This window comes from Desulfuromonas sp. DDH964 (genome assembly GCF_001611275.1).
GTDB lineage: Bacteria > Desulfobacterota > Desulfuromonadia > Desulfuromonadales > DDH964 > DDH964.
Genome location: NZ_CP015080.1, coordinates 1,397,673 through 1,415,086 on the forward strand (window position 1 = coordinate 1,397,673; position 17,414 = coordinate 1,415,086).

15 protein-coding genes are annotated in these 17,414 nt (G+C 63.3%); 8 read left to right on the forward strand and 7 right to left on the reverse strand.

The genetic code is table 11. The annotated features are described in order from the left end of the window. Window positions 1-46 precede the first annotated feature (46 nt). Window positions 47-1,147, reverse strand: coding sequence for a two-component system sensor histidine kinase NtrB (locus tag DBW_RS06370; protein WP_066725869.1), 1,101 nt, complete (start codon window positions 1,145-1,147; stop codon window positions 47-49). Further along, the gene (dusB, locus tag DBW_RS06375; protein WP_066725872.1) at window positions 1,144-2,118 is read right to left on the reverse strand and encodes a tRNA dihydrouridine synthase DusB; all 975 of its coding nucleotides are present in this window, start codon (window positions 2,116-2,118) and stop codon (window positions 1,144-1,146) included. Before dusB ends, DBW_RS06370 begins: the two co-directional genes overlap by 4 nt. A gap of 362 nt (window positions 2,119-2,480) precedes the next feature. On the opposite strand from dusB, the gene DBW_RS06380 reads away from it, so the two are divergent. Next, window positions 2,481-3,794 carry a citrate (Si)-synthase gene (locus tag DBW_RS06380; protein WP_066725875.1) on the forward strand — a complete coding sequence of 438 codons (1,314 nt, stop codon included), beginning with the start codon at window positions 2,481-2,483 and terminating at the stop codon, window positions 3,792-3,794. 137 nt (window positions 3,795-3,931) lie between these two features. On the opposite strand, the gene DBW_RS06385 is transcribed toward DBW_RS06380, so the two are convergent. Beyond that, window positions 3,932-4,723, reverse strand: a complete 792-nt coding sequence (locus DBW_RS06385; protein ID WP_066725876.1) for a class I SAM-dependent methyltransferase — start codon at window positions 4,721-4,723, stop codon at window positions 3,932-3,934. Between the two features lie 258 nt (window positions 4,724-4,981). Between DBW_RS06385 and DBW_RS06390 the strand changes: the two genes are divergently transcribed. Continuing rightward, entirely contained in the window at window positions 4,982-5,977 is a 996-nt protein-coding gene (locus DBW_RS06390; RefSeq protein ID WP_066725878.1) for a permease, read from the forward strand. Window positions 5,978-6,065: 88 nt separating this feature from the next. On the opposite strand, the gene DBW_RS06395 is transcribed toward DBW_RS06390, so the two are convergent. After that, the gene (locus DBW_RS06395; protein ID WP_066725880.1) at window positions 6,066-6,704 is read right to left on the reverse strand and encodes a hypothetical protein; all 639 of its coding nucleotides are present in this window, start codon (window positions 6,702-6,704) and stop codon (window positions 6,066-6,068) included. 119 nt (window positions 6,705-6,823) lie between these two features. On the opposite strand from DBW_RS06395, the gene DBW_RS06400 reads away from it, so the two are divergent. Continuing rightward, window positions 6,824-8,023 carry a class I SAM-dependent rRNA methyltransferase gene (locus tag DBW_RS06400; RefSeq protein ID WP_066725882.1) on the forward strand — a complete coding sequence of 400 codons (1,200 nt, stop codon included), beginning with the start codon at window positions 6,824-6,826 and terminating at the stop codon, window positions 8,021-8,023. Here the strand turns inward: DBW_RS06400 and DBW_RS06405 are convergent. The 3 genes from DBW_RS06405 to DBW_RS06415 all read right to left on the reverse strand — a co-directional run bounded on the left by DBW_RS06405 (window position 8,013) and on the right by DBW_RS06415 (window position 11,356). Then, window positions 8,013-9,716: an alkaline phosphatase family protein gene (locus tag DBW_RS06405; protein WP_066725885.1), complete on the reverse strand. Its 1,704-nt coding sequence runs from the start codon at window positions 9,714-9,716 to the stop codon at window positions 8,013-8,015. The two genes, DBW_RS06400 and DBW_RS06405, sit on opposite strands and share 11 nt — an antisense overlap. Before the next feature lie 129 nt (window positions 9,717-9,845). Beyond that, entirely contained in the window at window positions 9,846-10,361 is a 516-nt protein-coding gene (locus DBW_RS06410) for a peptidylprolyl isomerase (protein ID WP_066725888.1), read from the reverse strand. A gap of 92 nt (window positions 10,362-10,453) precedes the next feature. Next, window positions 10,454-11,356 carry an OmpA/MotB family protein gene (locus DBW_RS06415; RefSeq protein ID WP_066725891.1) on the reverse strand — a complete coding sequence of 301 codons (903 nt, stop codon included), beginning with the start codon at window positions 11,354-11,356 and terminating at the stop codon, window positions 10,454-10,456. 183 nt (window positions 11,357-11,539) lie between these two features. On the opposite strand from DBW_RS06415, the gene nadC reads away from it, so the two are divergent. The 5 genes from nadC (at window position 11,540) to DBW_RS06440 (ending at window position 17,404) form a co-directional block, all read left to right on the forward strand. After that, on the forward strand, window positions 11,540-12,364 hold the full coding sequence (gene nadC, locus DBW_RS06420; protein WP_066725893.1) for a carboxylating nicotinate-nucleotide diphosphorylase: 825 nt from the start codon (window positions 11,540-11,542) through the stop codon (window positions 12,362-12,364). A 14-nt stretch (window positions 12,365-12,378) separates the two neighbouring features. Further along, the gene (locus DBW_RS06425) at window positions 12,379-13,368 is read left to right on the forward strand and encodes a biotin--[acetyl-CoA-carboxylase] ligase (protein WP_157471801.1); all 990 of its coding nucleotides are present in this window, start codon (window positions 12,379-12,381) and stop codon (window positions 13,366-13,368) included. A gap of 31 nt (window positions 13,369-13,399) precedes the next feature. Continuing rightward, window positions 13,400-14,173 carry a type III pantothenate kinase gene (locus DBW_RS06430; RefSeq protein WP_066729703.1) on the forward strand — a complete coding sequence of 258 codons (774 nt, stop codon included), beginning with the start codon at window positions 13,400-13,402 and terminating at the stop codon, window positions 14,171-14,173. Between the two features lie 184 nt (window positions 14,174-14,357). Then, the gene (gene fusA / locus DBW_RS06435; protein WP_066725898.1) at window positions 14,358-16,436 is read left to right on the forward strand and encodes an elongation factor G; all 2,079 of its coding nucleotides are present in this window, start codon (window positions 14,358-14,360) and stop codon (window positions 16,434-16,436) included. 32 nt (window positions 16,437-16,468) lie between these two features. Beyond that, window positions 16,469-17,404 carry a hypothetical protein gene (locus tag DBW_RS06440; protein WP_066725901.1) on the forward strand — a complete coding sequence of 312 codons (936 nt, stop codon included), beginning with the start codon at window positions 16,469-16,471 and terminating at the stop codon, window positions 17,402-17,404. The last annotated feature ends 10 nt before the right edge of the window (window positions 17,405-17,414 follow it).

Sequence of the window (17,414 nt, forward strand, 5' to 3'; positions counted from 1 at the left end):
AAATTAGGGGTTTAAGGGATCACCATCAAAAAACGCAGGGTCTGGTTCAACGAATGAAGGGGAGCGAGACACTGACTGTGGTGCCTTCCCCCTCGCGACTGTCGAAGCGGAGCAGGCCCCGGTGACTGTCGACGATCTTCTGGCAGGTGGCCAGGCCAAGACCGCTGCCGCGATTCTTGGTGGTGTAGAAGGGGGTGAAGATCCGATCCAGGTCCTCGGCCGGAATCCCCCGCCCACTGTCGCGGATTTCGATGACGATCAGCGGCACCGGGCGTTGTCCCGGTTTCTGCATATGGAAATCGGAGGCGACCCGGCTGCAGATTTCCACCCGCCCCTTCCCCTCGATCGCTTCGGCGGCATTCTTTATCAGGTTCAGAAAGAGCCGGGTCAGCAGGTTTTCATCGCCGAGCAGCGGCGGAATGCTCGGATCGAGGGTCAGCACGAAATCGATCTGTTTGCCGCGGTGCGCCTCTTTCTGAAACAGGATGATATCGCCGAGCAGGCGGCCGATATTTACTTCCTGGAACTGGGGGAGGCGGGGGCGGGCAAGATCCATCAACTCCTCGATGATGCCGTTGACCCGCTCCACCTCCTTGATCATGATCCCGGTATACTCGTGCAGGGGGTTTTCCGTGCCGAGTTCCATGGCGAGCAACTGGGCCGCCCCCTTGATCCCGCCGAGGGGGTTTTTGATTTCGTGGGCGAGCCCGGCGGCGAGGGTGCCAAGCATCGACAACCGGTCGGCACGGCGTACCGCATCCTCCAGCTCCCGCAGCCGGGAAAGATCACGAATGATCAGCACCACACCCTCCCGGTCGCCGCTGTCGGTATAGATGGGTGAAGCGGAAACGCTCACCGGCAACGGCGGCGCGGAGGGGCGCTGCAGGTGGATGTTCTCGTCGTCGGAAATGGAGCGCCCGACATCGAGTGCGGAACGGATGAGCGCGAGAATCTTGTCCTGTCCCGCGAAGAGTTCCTCGAAGTGGCGGCCGAGACTCTGGCGTTCGGAGAGACCGGTACAGGCCTGGGCCGCCGGGTTGAAGAGGGCGATGCGCCCGGCGCGGTCGATGGCGACGACCGCCCGGTCGATGTTATCGACGACCCTGGCGTAGATCTGGGTGTCTTCCTGCCCGTCCCGGGAGCTCATGGCGCCGGCGTCCCCTCGACTGCTGAAAAAAAATCATAGACTGTGGTGCGCAGGCCCGCCAGCGACTCGGTGCTGTTGACCCGGGCGCGAAATTGAGCCGCGCCGGGCAGCCCCCGTGCATACCAGCAGAGATGCTTGCGCATCTCGAACAGTGCCCGGGCCGGTCCTTTCAGGGCCGCAACCAGGGCGAGGTGGTCGTTGGCGACCTGCAGCCGCTCCCGGGCCGTCGGCGGGGTCGGCTCAATACCGGCCTGCAGGTTCAGGATGTCCCGAATCAGCCAGGGGTTGCCGTAGCCGCCACGGCCGATCATGAGGCCGTCGCAGCCGGTCGTGGTCAGCATCGCAATGGCATCGCCGCCGCAAAAGATGTCGCCGCTGCCAATGACTGGGATTTTCAGCGCTGCCTTCAGTGCTGCGAGGTGCTGCCAGTCAGAGTGCCCGCTGAATCCTTGTGCCCGGGTCCGGGGGTGGAGGGTGACTGCCGCCGCCCCTTCGGCTTCGGCAATGCGCCCAATCTCGAGAAAGTTGATCGACTCAGCGTCCCACCCGGAGCGAATCTTGACCGTCAAGGGACGGTCGCTGGCGCGAACGACCGCCGCCACGATCCTGCCGACCCGGAGCGGATCGCGCAACAGCGCGCTGCCCGCCCCGGAGCGGACCACCTTGGGGACGGGACAGCCGAGGTTGAGGTCGAGCAGCTCTCCAGCATCCCCTACCAGGCGCGCCGCCTCGGCCAGAACCGCCGGGTCTTCACCGAAGAGCTGGACCCCGAGGGGGCGCTCAGCCGGGTCGGATTCGAGCAGTTCCCGGGTGCTGCGACCGGCGCGAATCAGGCCATTGGCGCTCACCATCTCGGTGAAGACCAGCCCGGCCCCGAAACGTTTCATGATGAGGCGATAGGGAAGGTCGGTGATCCCGGCCATCGGCGCGAGGATGATGTTGTTGGTGAGTAGCAGCTGGCCTATCCGCATTGCATCCAATTATTGCACAATTTTTACGCATACTAGCATGGGAGGATGAGAAAGCAAGGGGAAAATCGGGGCCCGTGCCAGCCGCCCTGACGTGGGATACTGTATACAAAATTCAACTTGACAAGCGAGCCTTGAGTTGTTAGAACATTATTTGGAAAATGAGACCAGACAAGGTTTAGAAGGTCCTGTCCACTCTCGGTTTTTCCAACTTATTATTTTTATTTCATGCGTTTCCGGTTGGTAGTTTGATTGGCCCCGGGAGGGGCCGCCGATATCGTTGTCGTTGCGATCGGCATCGTTTGTTTTTGTTGGCCTGATGGATCAAGCAGGATCCATCGATTTTTCCCAAAAGGAGAGAGAGTATGTCGAAACTGAAGGAAGTCCTGCGCAAGAAAATTGACGAGCACCGCCCCCGCACCACCCGCCTGGTTAAGGAGTTTGGCGAAGTCTCGCTGGGTGAGGTGACCATCTCCCAGGCCATCGGCGGCGCCCGTGGCATCAAATGCCTGGTAACCGACATTTCTTATCTTGATCCGATGGAAGGGATCCGTTTCCGCGGCAAGACGATTCCGGAAACCTTTGCTGCCCTGCCCAAGGTCCCCGGTAGCGACTATCCCTATGTCGAGGGCTTCTGGTGGATGCTGCTGACCGGCGACGTGCCGACCATGGAGCAGACCCTGGAAGTGGTCGAAGACTGGAAGAAGCGCTCCGAGGTTCCCCAGTACGTCATCGACGTGCTGCGTGCGCTCCCCCGCGACACCCATCCGATGACCATGTTCTCCACCGCCGTTCTCGCCATGCAGCGCGATTCGGTTTTTGCCAAGACCTATGCTTCCGGCAAATTCAACAAGATGACCTGCTGGGAAGAGATGTACGAGGACGCCAACAACATGATGGCGAAACTCGGCCCCATCGGCGCCTACATCTACCGCATGAAGTACATGGGCGATACCCACATCAAAGCCGATCCCAAGCTGGACATGGGCGGCAACTTTGCCCGCATGATGGGCATCCCGGCTCCGTATGACGATGTTGCCCGCATGTACTTCATCCTCCACTCCGACCACGAGTCCGGCAACGTCTCGGCCCACACCACCCACCTGGTGGCTTCGGCCCTGTCCGACGCCTACTATGCCTACAGTGCCGGCCTTAACGGTCTGGCCGGCCCGCTCCACGGCCTTGCCAACGAAGAAGTGCTGCGTTGGACCCAGAACTTCATGCAGCAGCTCGGCGGCGAGGTCCCGACCGAGGAGAAACTCAAGGAAGCGCTCTGGGCCACCCTCAAAAGCGGCCAGGTCATCCCGGGCTACGGCCACGCCGTGCTGCGCAAGACCGACCCCCGCTACACCTCGCAGCGTGAGTTCTGCATGAAGACCCCGGGTCTCAAGGACTATCCGCTGTTCCAGCTGGTGAAGATGATCTTTGAAGTCGCTCCGGGCGTGTTGACCGAGCATGGCAAGGCCAAGAACCCTTGGCCGAACGTCGATGCCCAGTCCGGTGTCATCCAGTGGTACTATGGCGTCACCCAGTACGAGTTCTACACCGTCCTCTTCGGGATCGGCCGCGCTCTCGGCTGCCTCGCCAACATCACCTGGGACCGCGCTCTCGGTTACGGCATCGAGCGGCCCAAGTCGGTGACCACCGCGATGCTGGAAGCCGCTGCCGGGGTCAAGTAAGCTTCTTCTCGGAAATGTTTCAATGAGGTTGTGATCATCGGGGATGCCAATTCGGCATCCCCGATGTTTTTCAAAAGAAATCGGGGCCATGACAGTCATGGCCCCGATCTGCTTTTGCGCGGCAATCGCCAAAGGATCTATTTCTTTTCCAGGCGCGTTGCGTAAATCAGCAGCTTCTGGTCTGTGTACGACTCGACCTCGCCGGCAAAGGTTTCAACCTGGAAAAAATCCTGAACTTTCGCCGGAGCCTCGATAAAAAGGCGATTCAGGCGTTGAATTCCTTCGCGGTTGAGCCCGGCGCGGCGCGCCCAGCTCTGGAAATCATGAGTCTTGGGAAAGATGCGGGTCGCTTCAACGGCAAAGCCGGCATTTTCCACCATCTGCCGCCATTCCTTTTCCGAATAGGCCCGGACATGGGTCGGATCCCGCAGCTTTTCCATCGTCTGGTAGAAGTCGGCCACCTCCGGGTCCTCGGGGAGGAGGGTATCGATGATGGCCATCCGCCCCCCCTTGCGGCGCAAGACGCGGTGGAACTCTTCGAGGGCGCGCGGAACATCGGGAAAGTGGTGGGGGGCGATGCGGCAGGTGAGCAGGGTGAAGGACCCCGCCGGGAAGGGGAGATCCTCGGCGTCGGCTTCGCGGAAGGTCACATTTTCCACTTTTCCCTGTTCGGCAATATGCTCCTGGGCCCGCTTCAGCATCTGCATCGTCAGGTCCGAAGCGACCACGCTACGGACCAGCGGGGCAAAATAGAGGGCGGTATGCCCGCCGCCGCAGGCGACATCGAGCATGACGTCCTCAGCGCCGGGCTGGAGTAGTTTCACTGCCTCTGCCAGGTCAGCGCCGCCGGCGAAACCACTGTCCCGGACGTAGCCATCGGCCACCCGGCTGAATTGTTCGCGGACTTTATTCTTGAACGCTTCTTTCATCGGTGACTCCTGGTTTGGGCCCAATTATAGCACTCGAACGGCAAAATGCTTGTTCTGACAATTCTCGGAATCATCTTTTCCCGGGGTGGATAACTGCGGTCGAAATGGAACGGGAATTGCTTTAAACCCGGCGATTCTCCTTCCCCGGGCAACCCGGGGAGATTCCCGGAGGCGGGAACCGGGGCTTTTGGGCGGAAAGCTGTCGGGTCGCCCCCGGCAGCCAGACAAAAACCTGACGACACGGCAAGGACAATGGTAATGATGGATGGGATCGGCAAACAACTGATCGAGCTGGGAATCGGCCTCTGGCGGGAATTCCTCTACATTCTGCCGTTTCTGGCGCTTGGTGTGCTGCTGGAGGCGGTGATCCGCACCTTCAAGTGGCATGTCAAGATTCGCAAGGCCCTGACCCGGTTCGGCGTTCTCTCCATCGGCATGGCGACCCTGCTCGGTGTTGCCAGTCCCCTCTGCGCCTGCGCGACCCTCCCCTTGGTGATTTCGCTCCTCCTCGCCGGGCTCCCCCTGGCGCCGGCAATGGCCCTTCTGGTGACCTCTCCGCTGATGAGCCCGGCCGGTTACACCCTTCTCAACTGGGAACTCGGTCCAGCCTGGGCTAACGTGATTCTGGTGAGTGCAATCTTCATGGGGCTCTTTGCCGGGACTGTCACCCACCTGTTGCGCCGGCGCGGTTTCAGCGAGAAACTCCTCTTTCGCGAGGCCCTGCCGGCCGGGGATTTCCACGACCCGGACTACCCGGTCGAGGAACTGCGTTGCGACTGTGGCAAGCAGCTCTCCCATCGCGTCGACCGCTGTACCCACAACCGTTTTCTGGTCTTTCTCGCCAAGTTCTGGGAAGGGTTCCTGAAAATCGGCAAGTTCGCGCTGATCGGCCTGGTGATCGAAGTCGTCGCCCAGCAGTTCATTCCTCACGAATGGCTGGCCGCGCTCCTGGAAGGGGAGGGGGTTCTGCCGATTCTCACCCTGACCTTTGCCACCATCCCCCTGCATCTGCCACAGGTGACCGCGGCCGCCATGCTCTACGGCTTCGTCTCGCCGGAAGTCGGCAATGGCATCGTTCTCGCCAAGGGGGCCGGCATCGCCTTGCTGGTCGGCGGTCCGGTGACGGCCCTGCCGGTCATGGGTGTATTCATCACCATGTTTCGCAAGCGTGTCCTCTTCCTCTACCTGACCCTCTGCGTCACCGGGACCCTGATGGCAGCCTTCCTCTGGCGCTGGCTGCCGGTGCAGTTCTAGCCGCAATTTCCCGCCGCTATCATAAAGCAGGGTGCCCGAAGTCTTGGGCACCCTGTCGGTTTTTCAACCTCGCATGAACGCTCGCCGGTTACGCCTCGTCCCCGGCAGCGAGCCGTTCTTCGAACAGGGAGATCAGGCTCAACACGCTGTCGAGTTGCGCGGCGGGAATCCCTTGCAGGGCCTTGAGGGTGAGCGCCAGGCGACGGGCGGCAGCGAGGGCATTCTGCAGCTGGCGGCGTTCCTCGGCATCGGCGGGACGGCGGGCGGCACTCGCCTCCCGGAAGTGCTTGCGGACCGTCGGGTGGCTCCGTTCGTCCTCCACCACTGCCTTGCGCAGTTCGGCGTACTGCTCCGGGGGGAAGTCGTCCTCCTTCGCCTGGCGCAGCAGGTCGATGGAACGATAATCGGGGAGCGGTTTGAGTTCGCCGTGCCGGGCAAGGAGTTCCGGTTCCTCCTTCTCCAGGTAGCGGTAGGCCAGGGTCAGTTTTTCGGCGGTCGGCTTGCGGATACGGACTTCGCGGCTGCAATATTCGTCGAAGGAGGAATAGCCCCACTGGCGGTAGAGCCCCTCGCGGCTCACCTTGAGCAGTTCCTCGCCGAGTTCCACCCAGGTCGACTTGAAGCGCCTGGCGGTAGCGAGGACCCGGTAGCATTCGGAGCCCGGGTCGAGTTCCGCCAGCAGCTGCTCGATCAGTTGCTCCCCCCTGGTTTTTCGCTCCTGATTCATGGTCCGTCCTTTGTGCATTTTTCCGCCGCGAGTCTAGCACGTGACCCGGTCCCGGAAAAGGACTTTTGCCTTGGAGCGGTGGCGCGCTTCGGCTACAATCCAGCCCGGGAGGATCGACCATGAAGAGACGAAAATGCACTGTCGGCGCCGAGACCGTGCGCATGCTGGAGCTCGGCCATCCCTGGGTTATTGCCGATCGCTTTACCAGAAGCTGGTCGCCCGGCAACGTGGGTGACCTGATCGAACTCTGCGACGAACGGGAGAAGCTGCTGGCGACCGCTCTTTATGATCCCGGCGAGCGGATCGTTGCCCGGGTGCTCGCTCCGGGGCGGGTGGAGCTCGACGCCGCCTGGCTGGAGCGGCGCCTCGCCGCGGCCCTCGCTCTGCGCCGCCAGCATGTCGACCTGGAGGAGACGGATACCTATCGCCTGGTCAATGGGGAGGGGGATGGTCTCCCCGGCCTGACCGTGGACTGCTACCGTGACCGGTTGATGATTCAGCTCTTTACCGGTGCCTGGCAACCCTACCTGCCGCTTCTGGTGCAGGGGCTACAGAAGCTTCTGGCGCCAGCCGGCATCTATGAAAAATGGCGCCCGCAGCAGACCCGTGAACTGGCCAGCGGCGGGGAAAAGCACGTCGCCCGGCTCCTCGCTGGCAGCGCCGCACCAGGGCGCCAGCCGGTGACCGAGAACGGCCTGACCTTCCTGGTGGAGCTGGGGACGGGGCTCAATACCGGGCTCTTCCTCGACCAGCGCGAGAATCGTCGCGATCTCATGGGGCGGGTGGCCGGCCGCACGGTTCTCAACCTCTTTGCCTATACCGGCGCCTTTTCCGTCGCCGCGGCCGCCGCCGGCGCCAGCCGGGTGACCAGTGTCGACGCTTCCGGCAGCTACCTCGACTGGGCGCAGGAGAATTTCGGCGCCAACCGGCTCAATCCGAAGCGCCACGAGTTCATGGTCGGCGACTGTTTTGCCGTGCTTGACCAACTGCTGGCGGAGCGGCGGCGCTTCGACCTGGTGCTGATGGACCCGCCCTCCTTTTCCACTACCGCCAAAAATACCTTTACCACCCGCGGCGGCACCTCGGCCCTGGTCGCCAAGGCGTTACAGCTCCTCCCCGCGGGGGGGCTGCTGGTCACCTCCTCCAACCACCAGAAGGTCGACGTCGCCGACTACCTCAAGGAATTGCGACGCGGCGCCCTTGCCGCTGGCTACGAGCTGCGGGTGATCGGCCTGCGCGGACAGTCGGGCGATTTTCCCTATCCCCTCACCTTTCCCGAGGGGCGCTATCTCAAGTACCTGCTCGGCGTCAAGGGGTAGGCCGCGGGGTCGTCATCGGGCCAAAGAGCGCATCGTGGAGAAAGCGGTAGCCGGCGAGATCCCCTCTCTGACCCAGCGGGTGGCCGGCCGGCAGGATGAGAAAAGGCTGCAACTGCTCGCCGCCGACCGATCCGTGGCCACCGACCTGGTCGTCAAAACAGGCGATGCGTTCGCCGTCATAGGCGCCGAACAGGACCAGGTCGCCGCAGCTGTCGTTGGCGGCGAACTGGCACAGCTCCGGCCAGAGCTGTTCCGGTCTGCCGTAGGGACGCAGAAATTCGAGCGCTGCGGCCGGCGGCGCCTGGTCGCAATGACTGCCGCAGCGGCCACCGCGGTGCAGAATCCAGACCCGGCCATCGGCACTGCGGGCCATGACGAAACCGATGCCGCGATGATGGGTCAAAAAGCGCAACAGTAACGGCTGACTTTCCTCGATCGCTTCCAGGTTCAGCCGGGCCGGGCTGCCGGTAATGTAGAGGTGGGCCAGGGAACTCGAATAGGTCACCACCACACCCCCATCCGGATCGACCTTGATCGTCTCCGGCACCAGTGCCCGGATGCGCCGCTGCAGGGCGTTCTTGGTCCGGCGAAAGAGGCGCTGGCGCCAGCCGGAGGGACTTGCATCCAGTTCCTCCTGCAAATAACCGAGCTGCATGCGCATGAAATCCAACGGACCGCCGGAGACGGTGGCCTGCTGGTTCTCCCGCAGAAAGGCGCTGATCGCCTCGCCCAGGGTGGCGCCGAAGCGGTCGCGGAAGGGGTAGCCGGGGGTCTGGCCGTGGTCGGAGAGGATGACCAGCTGGTAGCGGGCGCCGGGGGCATGGCGCAGCATGCGCATGATCTCGCCGATGCGCTTGTCGGTGTACTTGAGATTTTTCAGGGCCTGGATCGAGGCGGGGCCAAAGTGGTGGGCGAGCTCGTCGTAGCCGCTGTAGGTCGTGTAGATACGAGGGACGCCGCTGTAAATATCGGCGATCACTCCAAAGGTCTGGAGTTCGCGCAGGATGACGTTGCAGAAGATGCGGATAAAGGGGAAGAGCCCCTCGTTGAGGCGCCAGGGACGATGCTTGCGGAAATGCCAGCGATCGTAGAGGTTGGTGAAATATTCGAGGACCGTGGCGGCTCCCATGCGGCAGATGCGCAGCGGGTGCAGCAGGATGACGAGGAGGAACCGCACCCCGCCGAAGCGGCCGAAGAGGGTCTGCGGGTGGGGGGAGGAAACGGTAAAGACGCTGCGCTCGGCATCGCCGTCCAGGATGTTGGAGTAGGAGGAGCCACCGGCGAGGATACCGGGATGGCCGGCCAGGAGGCGCTCGCGGAAGATCTGGACATGGTCCGGGTCGTTGCAGCTGATCAATTGGCCGGACGATTTTTCGAACCAGCGAAAGGCCGGAATCCCCCGCTCGACGCCGTGGAAAATGGCCGCCTGGGCCGCCGGTGTCGTACTCGGCAGTCCGGCCCGGTAGTCGCGCAGAGTATGCCCGCGCCGCAGCAGCCGCTCCAGATTGGGGAGGTAGCCACGGTCGAGCGCCTGTTGCAGGTGCGGCCCGGAGAGGCCGTCGATCTGGATGCCGACAAACCCGTCCTGGACCCCGGCGGCACGGCGCGCCAGCCGTTCCTTGCGGAAGGGGAAGAACTTGAAATAGTAATAGACCCGGAACAGACGCCCCAGAAATTGCCGCCAGATCACCATAACCCCCTGAAATTTTGGCAACTATACCATAGATCGAAAGCGGCGGGACAAGGACCGGCAGCCAACAACAAAAAGGGCCCGGGCCACCTCATGGGGTGGGCCGGGCCCTTGTCCTGTATCTGGTTGCGATCAGTCGGAAATCAGGGTCGCCGCGAGGATGACGACATCCTCCCGGGGGACATCCTGGTGCATCCCTTTGCTGCCGGTCGGGACCTGTTCGATGGCGCGGACCGTCTCCATCCCGGCCACCACCTTGCCGAAGACCGCATAGCCGAAGGCCGCCGGTGAGCTCCCCGAGTGATTGAGAAAGGCGTTGTCGGCGGTGTTGATGAAAAACTGGCTGGTCGCCGAGTCGATCACCTGGGTGCGGGCCATGGCGATGGTCCCGGTCAGGTTTTGCAGTCCGTTGGCCGCTTCGTTCTTGATCGGCTCCCGATTCTTTTTCGGTTTGAGGTCGGCGGTCATGCCGCCCCCCTGGATCATGAAGCCGGGAATGACGCGGTGGAATACCGTGCCGGTGAAAAAGCCATCGGCGACGTAGGCAAGGAAATTGGCGACAGTCACCGGCGCCTTGGTCGCATCGAGTTCGAGGAGAATCTCCCCCTTGCTGGTTTCCAGGCGGACCTGGGGATTGGTCTGGCTCATTCGAAACGTCTCCTTCGTGCGTTCTTGCCCCGAGGGGCGGGGAGGGAGGCGGTGTTGTGCTGCCTCCGGTGGGGGCGGCGGTACGACCCGCCTTATTCGATCGGCTGGGGTGCCGGCTGTTCCAACGGCACGAGGACAATCTGGATGCGGCGGTTTTGCGCACGTCCTGCTGCCGTTGCGTTGTCGGCGAGGGGGCGGAACGGGCCGAAGCCGCAGGCCGAAATGCGGTCGCCGGGGATTCCGACCTGCTCCTGGAGGAAGTGAACGACGTTGGTCGCGCGGGCCGTGGAGAGCTCCCAGTTGCTGGGGAAGGTCTGCTGCAGCCGCGGACTGATCGGTATGTTGTCGGTATAGCCTTCGACCCGGACTTCCTTGTCGACTTCTTTCTTGAGGATATCGCCGACCCGCTTGAGGACTGCCAGGCCGGCCTGCTTGACATCGGCCTTGCCGGAGTCGAAAAGAATGCTCTCGACCAGGTTGACGGTCAGTTTCCCCTGCAGTTCGGAGATCGTCACCTCGCCGCGGGCGATCTCGCTCTCCATCTTGCCGACCAGCTCGTCGTAGGTGTTCTTGATGTGGGCGATGCGGGCATCCCGGGCGATCTGTTCGGTCTCCAGCTGCGCGTTCAGGGTGCGGTTTGCGGTTTCGAGGCGGTCGATGGTCTGGCGCATTTCGGCCATGGCGGCCCCGGTCTGGGCACTGCGGTCGGAGAGGACCGTCTCGAGGCGCATAGTGTCATCCCGGGAACGCTGCAGGTCGGCGTCGAGGGCCGCCAGGCGGTTGTTGCAGGCCGCCAGCTCCTGCTGTTGCTCGGCGTTGGCCTCCCGCAGTCGCGCCGCCTCCTCGCCGAGCTGGCGATGGTCCTCGGTCAGCTGCTGAAGGGAGAGATCGAGCCGGTTTGCCTCGGCCACCTTCTCCTCGAATTTGCTCTTGCCGACGCAGCCGGCACTGGAAAGGGCGAGACAGCAGACGATGGCAAAGATGATCGGGCGCACGCGCGGCCTCCTCGAAAGCGGGAGAGACGGAAACTGCGGAGAGGATGAACCGTCTTTGTAGCACATCCAGCAAAATTGTAAAGGGGTGATGGCCGCTCCGTCCCCGGCCGGCTTTTGTGTTGCGGATCGTGCCGCGAACGTGCTATTAAAGAGGCGTTTTCAATATGTTAGACGGAGAGCCCGATGTTTGAAATCGAACGTATTATCCGCACCGCGCTGCAGGAGGATATCGGCCTGGGTGATGTGACCACCCGTGCCACGGTCGACCCGGGGACCCCGGGGCGTGCGGAACTGGTCGCCAAGGAAGATTTTGTCCTCTCCGGCATCGAGGTTGCTCGCCGGGTCTTTCAGCTCCTTGACGCCAACGTCGCCTGCGAAAATCTCAAGGTTGACGGCGAGCAGATTCGCAGCGGCGAGGTCTTGTGCTGGCTCAAGGGGGAGGCCGCCGTTCTGCTCCAGGGGGAGCGGGTCGCCCTCAACCTGTTGCAGCGGATGAGCGGCGTGGCGACGCAGACCGCAACTTTCGTCGCAGCGGTGGCCGGGACCGGGGCGGTGATTGTCGACACCCGCAAGACGACTCCGGGGTTGCGCGCCCTCGATAAATACTCGGTGCGCATGGGCGGCGGGCAAAACCACCGCACCTCCCTTTACGACGGCGTGCTGATCAAGGAGAATCACATCGCGGCTGCCGGAGGAATCACGATTGCGGTGGAACGGGCCCGGCAACGGGTTCCCCACACGCTGAAAATCGAGGTCGAAACCCGCAATCTCGAAGAAGTTGCCGAGGCGGTGGCGGCCGGGGCGGAGATTATCCTGCTCGACAATATGAGCCTCGAACAATTGCGCGAGGCGGTCGATTTCGTTGCCGGCCGGGCCCTTACCGAAGCCTCCGGCGGGGTCAACCTCGAGACGGTAAGGGCGATCGCCGAAACCGGGGTCAACCTGATCTCGGTCGGCGCCCTGACCCATTCCGCCCGCGCCGTCGATATCTCGATGCTCTTTCGCTGAGAGCTGGAGCCTGCTTGGAACGACCCGCCCCCCGTGAAGCGATCCTTGACCTCTTTCACCACCGCGGCGACAGCTTTGTCTCCGGTGCCGAACTGAGCGCGCTGCTCGGCATTTCCCGCAGCGCCGTCTGGAAGCAGATCGGTGTGCTGCGCGAACTCGGCTATCAGATCGAGGCGGTCCCCTCCCGCGGCTACCGACTGCTCACCACTCCCGATACCCTGATTGCCGCCGAAATCCAGGCCGGCCTCTCCACCCGGCTGATCGGCCGGGAGATCGTGTCGCTGGCACGAACCGACTCGACCAACCAGCGGGCCACGGAACTGGCCGAAGCGGGGGCGGTCGAAGGAACCGTGGTGATCGCCGAGGAACAGAGTCTCGGCAAGGGGCGGCTGGGCCGTCGCTGGGCCTCCCCGCCCGGGGTCAACCTCTACCTGTCGGTGCTGCTGCGGCCGCCGATTCTTCCCTGGGATGCCCCGCAACTGACCTTTCTCTCCGCTGTTGCGGTCGCCCGCGCTATCGCCGCGGAGCCGGGGATGGCGCCGGAGGTCAAGTGGCCCAACGATCTGCTGCTCGGAGGGCGCAAGGTCGCCGGCCTGCTCAACGAGATGCGGGCCGAGACCGAGGGGATTCACCATGTCGTGCTCGGCATCGGCGTCAACCTCAACATGACGGCTGACCAGTTCCCGGCCGACCTGCGTTATCCCGCCACCTCGCTCTGCCTTGAGAGTGGCCGCCCGGTTTGCCGCAGCGCCTTTGCCCGCCGTCTGCTGGAGCACCTTGATCTCCTCTACACCGAATACCTCCAGTCCGGTTTCGAACCGGTGCGCAGCGCCTGGGAAGGCTTCTTCCGGCTGACCGGCTCTGCAGTCGAGGTCGATTGCCAGCAGCGGTTGGTCCGCGGCACGGTGCGGGGGATCGACAGTGATGGCGCCCTGCTGGTGGAGGATGACCGCGGCGGCTGCGAACGGATTCTGGCCGGCGACGTGCGGCCCCTTGCGCTTTAAGGTCTGCAACCCGAACCTGATCGGACTTTCCATGCTGCTTGTCATTGATGTCGGCAATTCCAATATCGTCCTCGGTCTCTACCAGGAAGAATCTCTGGTCCGGGACTGGCGGGTGACCACCGACAAGTCGCGCACCATCGACGAGTACGCGATGCTGATTCACGAGCTCTTTCGCCTCTCCGATCTCCACTTCAGCGACATCGGCGATGTCATCATCTCCTGCGTCGTGCCGCCGCTGCTGACGACCCTGGAGGGGCTCTGCCAGGGCTATTTCAAGCGTAAACCCTATATTGTCGGCCCCGGCATCAAGACCGGCATGCCGATACACTATGACAACCCCCGCGAGGTCGGCGCCGACCGCATCGTCAACGCCGTCGCCGCCTATGAGAAATACAAGTGCGCCCTGATCGTCGTCGATTTCGGCACCGCCACCACCTTCGACTACATCTCGGTGCGCGGTGAGTACCAGGGCGGGGCGATCGCTCCGGGCCTGGCGATCTCCGCCGACGCCCTCTTCCAGCGGGCGAGCAAGCTGCCGCGCGTCGAGCTCGCGCGGCCGCCGCAGGTGATTGCCAAGAATACCGTCAACAGCATGCAGGCCGGGATCTACTACGGCTACGTCGGCCTGGTCGACGGGATTGTCACCCGGATGTGCCAGGAGGCCCGGGAGACGCCGCGGGTGATCGCGACCGGGGGGCTTGCCGGGCTGCTGGCGCCGGCGTCGCAGACCATCGAGGAGGTCGACCCCAACCTCACCCTGGAGGGGCTGCTGATCCTCTACCAGCGCAACCGTCCGGGTCTTTGACAGTCGTGGTGGCGGGTGGTAAGATCATCGCCAATTCATCGAAATAACTGGCATCCTTGCGAGACCACGGGGTGGTCGTAAGTCTGCCTGGAATTATTGATTTGACCGCGGCCCCCTCTTTCAATTTGGCTGCGAGCCGTCCCGTATCACCAGTTCCTCTTCCGATGGAATGAAAGGAGTGACCATGGGCAAGTACGACACCAGTAAAATCCGGAACCTCGGGATCGTCGCGCACGGCGGCGCGGGCAAGACCTCGCTGGTCGAGGCGATGCTCTTCAACACCGGCATGACCGATCGTCTCGGCCGGGTCGATGACGGCACCTCGACCATGGATTTCGAGCCCGAAGAGATCAAGCGCCGCATTACCATCAGCTCCAGCCTGCACCACTGCGAATGGAAGGGGCACAGCCTCCACCTGGTCGATACCCCCGGCTACACCAACTTTCTGCACGATACCCGCAACTGCCTGCGCGTCCTGGGCGGGGCGGTCCTGATCGTCTCCGCCATCTCCGGCGTCAAGGCCCAGACCCAGAAGATCTGGGAATGGTGCCAGGAGTTCGAGGTGCCGCGGATTGCTTTCGTCAACAAGATGGATCGGGAGCGGGCCGATTTCCTCAAGGCCGTCGATGACATGTCGAAAAGCCTCGGGACCCGCGCCGTGCTGGTCAACATGCCGATCGGCAGCGCCGAGGAGTTCCGCGGGATTATCGACCTGGTCTTCATGAAGGCGCGTTTTTTCGAGTTCGACGAGAAAGGAACCTTCCGCGAGGAGGAGATCCCGGCCGACCTCCTCGACGAAGCGCAGCGCTTGCGCAACCTGCTTGTCGAGGCCGCTGCGGAAGCGGATGACGAGCTGATGGAGAAGTACCTCGAAACCGAAACCCTCAGCACGGATGAGGTGCTCCGCGGTCTGCGCGAGGGGACCCTGACCGGCACCTTTACCCCGGTTCTCTGCGGCAGCGCCACCGCCAACATCGGGGTCCGCTCGCTCCTTGAATACATCGTGCACTGTCTCCCTTCCCCCCTCGACAAGGGGGTGCAGCTCGGCACCAATCCCAAGAGCGGTGAGATGGAAGAACGGCTGCCCGATGAGGCCGCCCCCTTCTCGGCGATGGTCTTCAAGACCATCAGCGATCCCTACACCGGCAAGCTCACCCTGTTCCGGGTCTACTCCGGCACCCTCAAGTCCGACAGCTCGGTCTACAACCCCGGCAAGGAGGCGATGGAACGGATCGGGCAGATCTTCGAGCTGGAAGGGAAAAAGCAGAAACCGGTCGCCGAAGCGGTGGCCGGCGACATCGTCGCCGTCCCCAAGCTCAAGGTGACCGCCACCGGCGACACCCTCTGCGACGGCGCCAGGCCGATCCTGTTTGAAAGCCCCCTGCCGCTCAAACCGGTAATCTCCTTTGCCCTGCAGGCCAAGAGCAAGAACGACGAGGACAAGATCCACAATGCCCTGCAGCGCATGACCGAGGAAGACCCGACGATCCAGGTGCAGCGCGACGAGGAGACCAAGGAGCTGATCCTTTCCGGCATGGGGCAGGTCCACCTGGAAGTCGCGGTCGAAAAGATCAAGCGCAAATTCGGCGCCGAAGTCGAGCTGAAGGAACCGAAGGTCCCCTACCGGGAGACGATCAAGAAGACGATCGAACAGTCCTATCGGCACAAGAAACAGTCGGGGGGGCGCGGCCAGTTCGCCGATGTCACCATCAAGATCGAACCCCTGCCGCGCGGGAGCGGCTACGAGTTTGTCGACAAGGTGGTGGGGGGCGTCGTGCCGCGCCAGTACATCCCCGCCGTCGACAAGGGGATCCAGGAGGCGATGCATCATGGTCACCTCGGCGGATTCCCGGTCGTCGATGTGCGGGCGACCCTCTTCGATGGCTCGCACCACTCGGTCGACTCGTCGGAGATGGCCTTCAAGATTGCCGGTTCGATGGGCTTCAAGCGGGCGATGGAGCAGGCGAGTCCGGTTCTTCTCGAACCGCTGATGAACATGGAAATCACCGTGCCGGATGACTGCATCGGCGATGTGATTGGCGACATGAACTCGCGGCGCGGCAAGGTTCTTGGAGTCGAGCCCAAGGCGAACAGCCAGGTCATCGGCGTGCAGGTGCCGATGTCCGAGGTCCTCTCCTACGCGCCGGATCTGCGGTCGATGACCTCGGATCGTGGCCTGTTCACCATGGAGTTCTCCCACTACGAAGAGGTCCCGCCGCACCTGACGGTAAAGATTCTGGCGGAACGCAATAAAGAATCCTGATTTCCCATTTCTTTTCAAGGAGGGTCCGAACGATGGCGGATAAAGACGATTTTACTTTCGAGGAGGAGGAGACATTCCTGGAGCCGGAGGCCCCGCTGCCGGCGGAGCCAACCGAGGAACCTCCCCTCCAGTGGGAGAGCGAACCCGAGCCGCCCCCGGCCAAGTCGAATTCCCTGCGGCGCATCCTGTTGCTGCTGCTGTTGCTGATCGTGCTGGCCGGGGCCGCCTTCTACTTCCTCGGCGGCGTTCCCGAACCGGAGCCCAGGCCAGCGGTGGTCGCCAAGAAGCAGACGGTCACGGTGCCGGCCCCGCCGGCTGCCCCCCGGGACCCGGCGCCGGTCGCCGCGCAGGCACCGGCCAAGGCAGAACCGGCCGCCCAGCCGGCCGCCAAGCCGGAACCGGCTGCGACGGCAAAGGTGGAGACGGCGCCGGTCGCCAAACCTGCCGCCCCGGCCCCGGCGAAGGAAGCGCCCCCCGCGGCGCCGGTCGTGGCCCCGGTGGCACAGGCGGCGCCAGCGGGGGAGTACACCCTCCGCTCCGGCGCTTACCTGCTCCAATCGTCGATCGCCAGTGCCGAAAAGGTCGTGCGTAAACTCGGCTACGAACCGGTCTGGACTCCGATCGAACGGGAAGTGGCCATGACCCGCCTCAAGGTCGGCAGTTACGCTCCGGCGGAAGCTGCGGCCAAGGTTGCCGAGCTGGCCAGCGTGGCGCCTGACGCCTTTATCCTGACTCGCGATGGCCAGGCCACCGTCTATGCCGGCTCCTACCTGATCCTCGACAAGGGGCGGCGCTTTGCCGACCAGCTCTACCGCCAGGGGATTCGCGTCGAAGAGGAACCGGCCATGGTGCGCGAGACCCTGCAACAACTCAGCTTCGGTGATTTTGCCGATCGCCAGGCCGCGGATGCGGCCCTGGCCAGGGCGAAGGCTGCGGGCCTTGCCGCGACCGTGAGTAAACGTCCCTAGACAGAGGGTT

What these genes read in the sequence shown, in the direction of transcription:
- DBW_RS06370 (WP_066725869.1), bottom strand. Translation starts at nt 1,147, where the DNA reads ATGAGCTCCCGGGACGGGCAGGAAGACACCCAGATCTACGCCAGGGTC.
- DBW_RS06440 (WP_066725901.1), top strand. Translation starts at nt 16,469, where the DNA reads ATGGCGGATAAAGACGATTTTACTTTCGAGGAGGAGGAGACATTCCTG.
- DBW_RS06385 (WP_066725876.1), bottom strand. Translation starts at nt 4,723, where the DNA reads ATGAAAGAAGCGTTCAAGAATAAAGTCCGCGAACAATTCAGCCGGGTG.
- nadC (WP_066725893.1), top strand. Translation starts at nt 11,540, where the DNA reads ATGTTTGAAATCGAACGTATTATCCGCACCGCGCTGCAGGAGGATATC.
- DBW_RS06380 (WP_066725875.1), top strand. Translation starts at nt 2,481, where the DNA reads ATGTCGAAACTGAAGGAAGTCCTGCGCAAGAAAATTGACGAGCACCGC.
- DBW_RS06395 (WP_066725880.1), bottom strand. Translation starts at nt 6,704, where the DNA reads ATGAATCAGGAGCGAAAAACCAGGGGGGAGCAACTGATCGAGCAGCTG.
- dusB (WP_066725872.1), bottom strand. Translation starts at nt 2,118, where the DNA reads ATGCGGATAGGCCAGCTGCTACTCACCAACAACATCATCCTCGCGCCG.
- DBW_RS06410 (WP_066725888.1), bottom strand. Translation starts at nt 10,361, where the DNA reads ATGAGCCAGACCAATCCCCAGGTCCGCCTGGAAACCAGCAAGGGGGAG.
- DBW_RS06400 (WP_066725882.1), top strand. Translation starts at nt 6,824, where the DNA reads ATGAAGAGACGAAAATGCACTGTCGGCGCCGAGACCGTGCGCATGCTG.
- DBW_RS06430 (WP_066729703.1), top strand. Translation starts at nt 13,400, where the DNA reads ATGCTGCTTGTCATTGATGTCGGCAATTCCAATATCGTCCTCGGTCTC.
- DBW_RS06390 (WP_066725878.1), top strand. Translation starts at nt 4,982, where the DNA reads ATGATGGATGGGATCGGCAAACAACTGATCGAGCTGGGAATCGGCCTC.
- fusA (WP_066725898.1), top strand. Translation starts at nt 14,358, where the DNA reads ATGGGCAAGTACGACACCAGTAAAATCCGGAACCTCGGGATCGTCGCG.
- DBW_RS06405 (WP_066725885.1), bottom strand. Translation starts at nt 9,716, where the DNA reads ATGGTGATCTGGCGGCAATTTCTGGGGCGTCTGTTCCGGGTCTATTAC.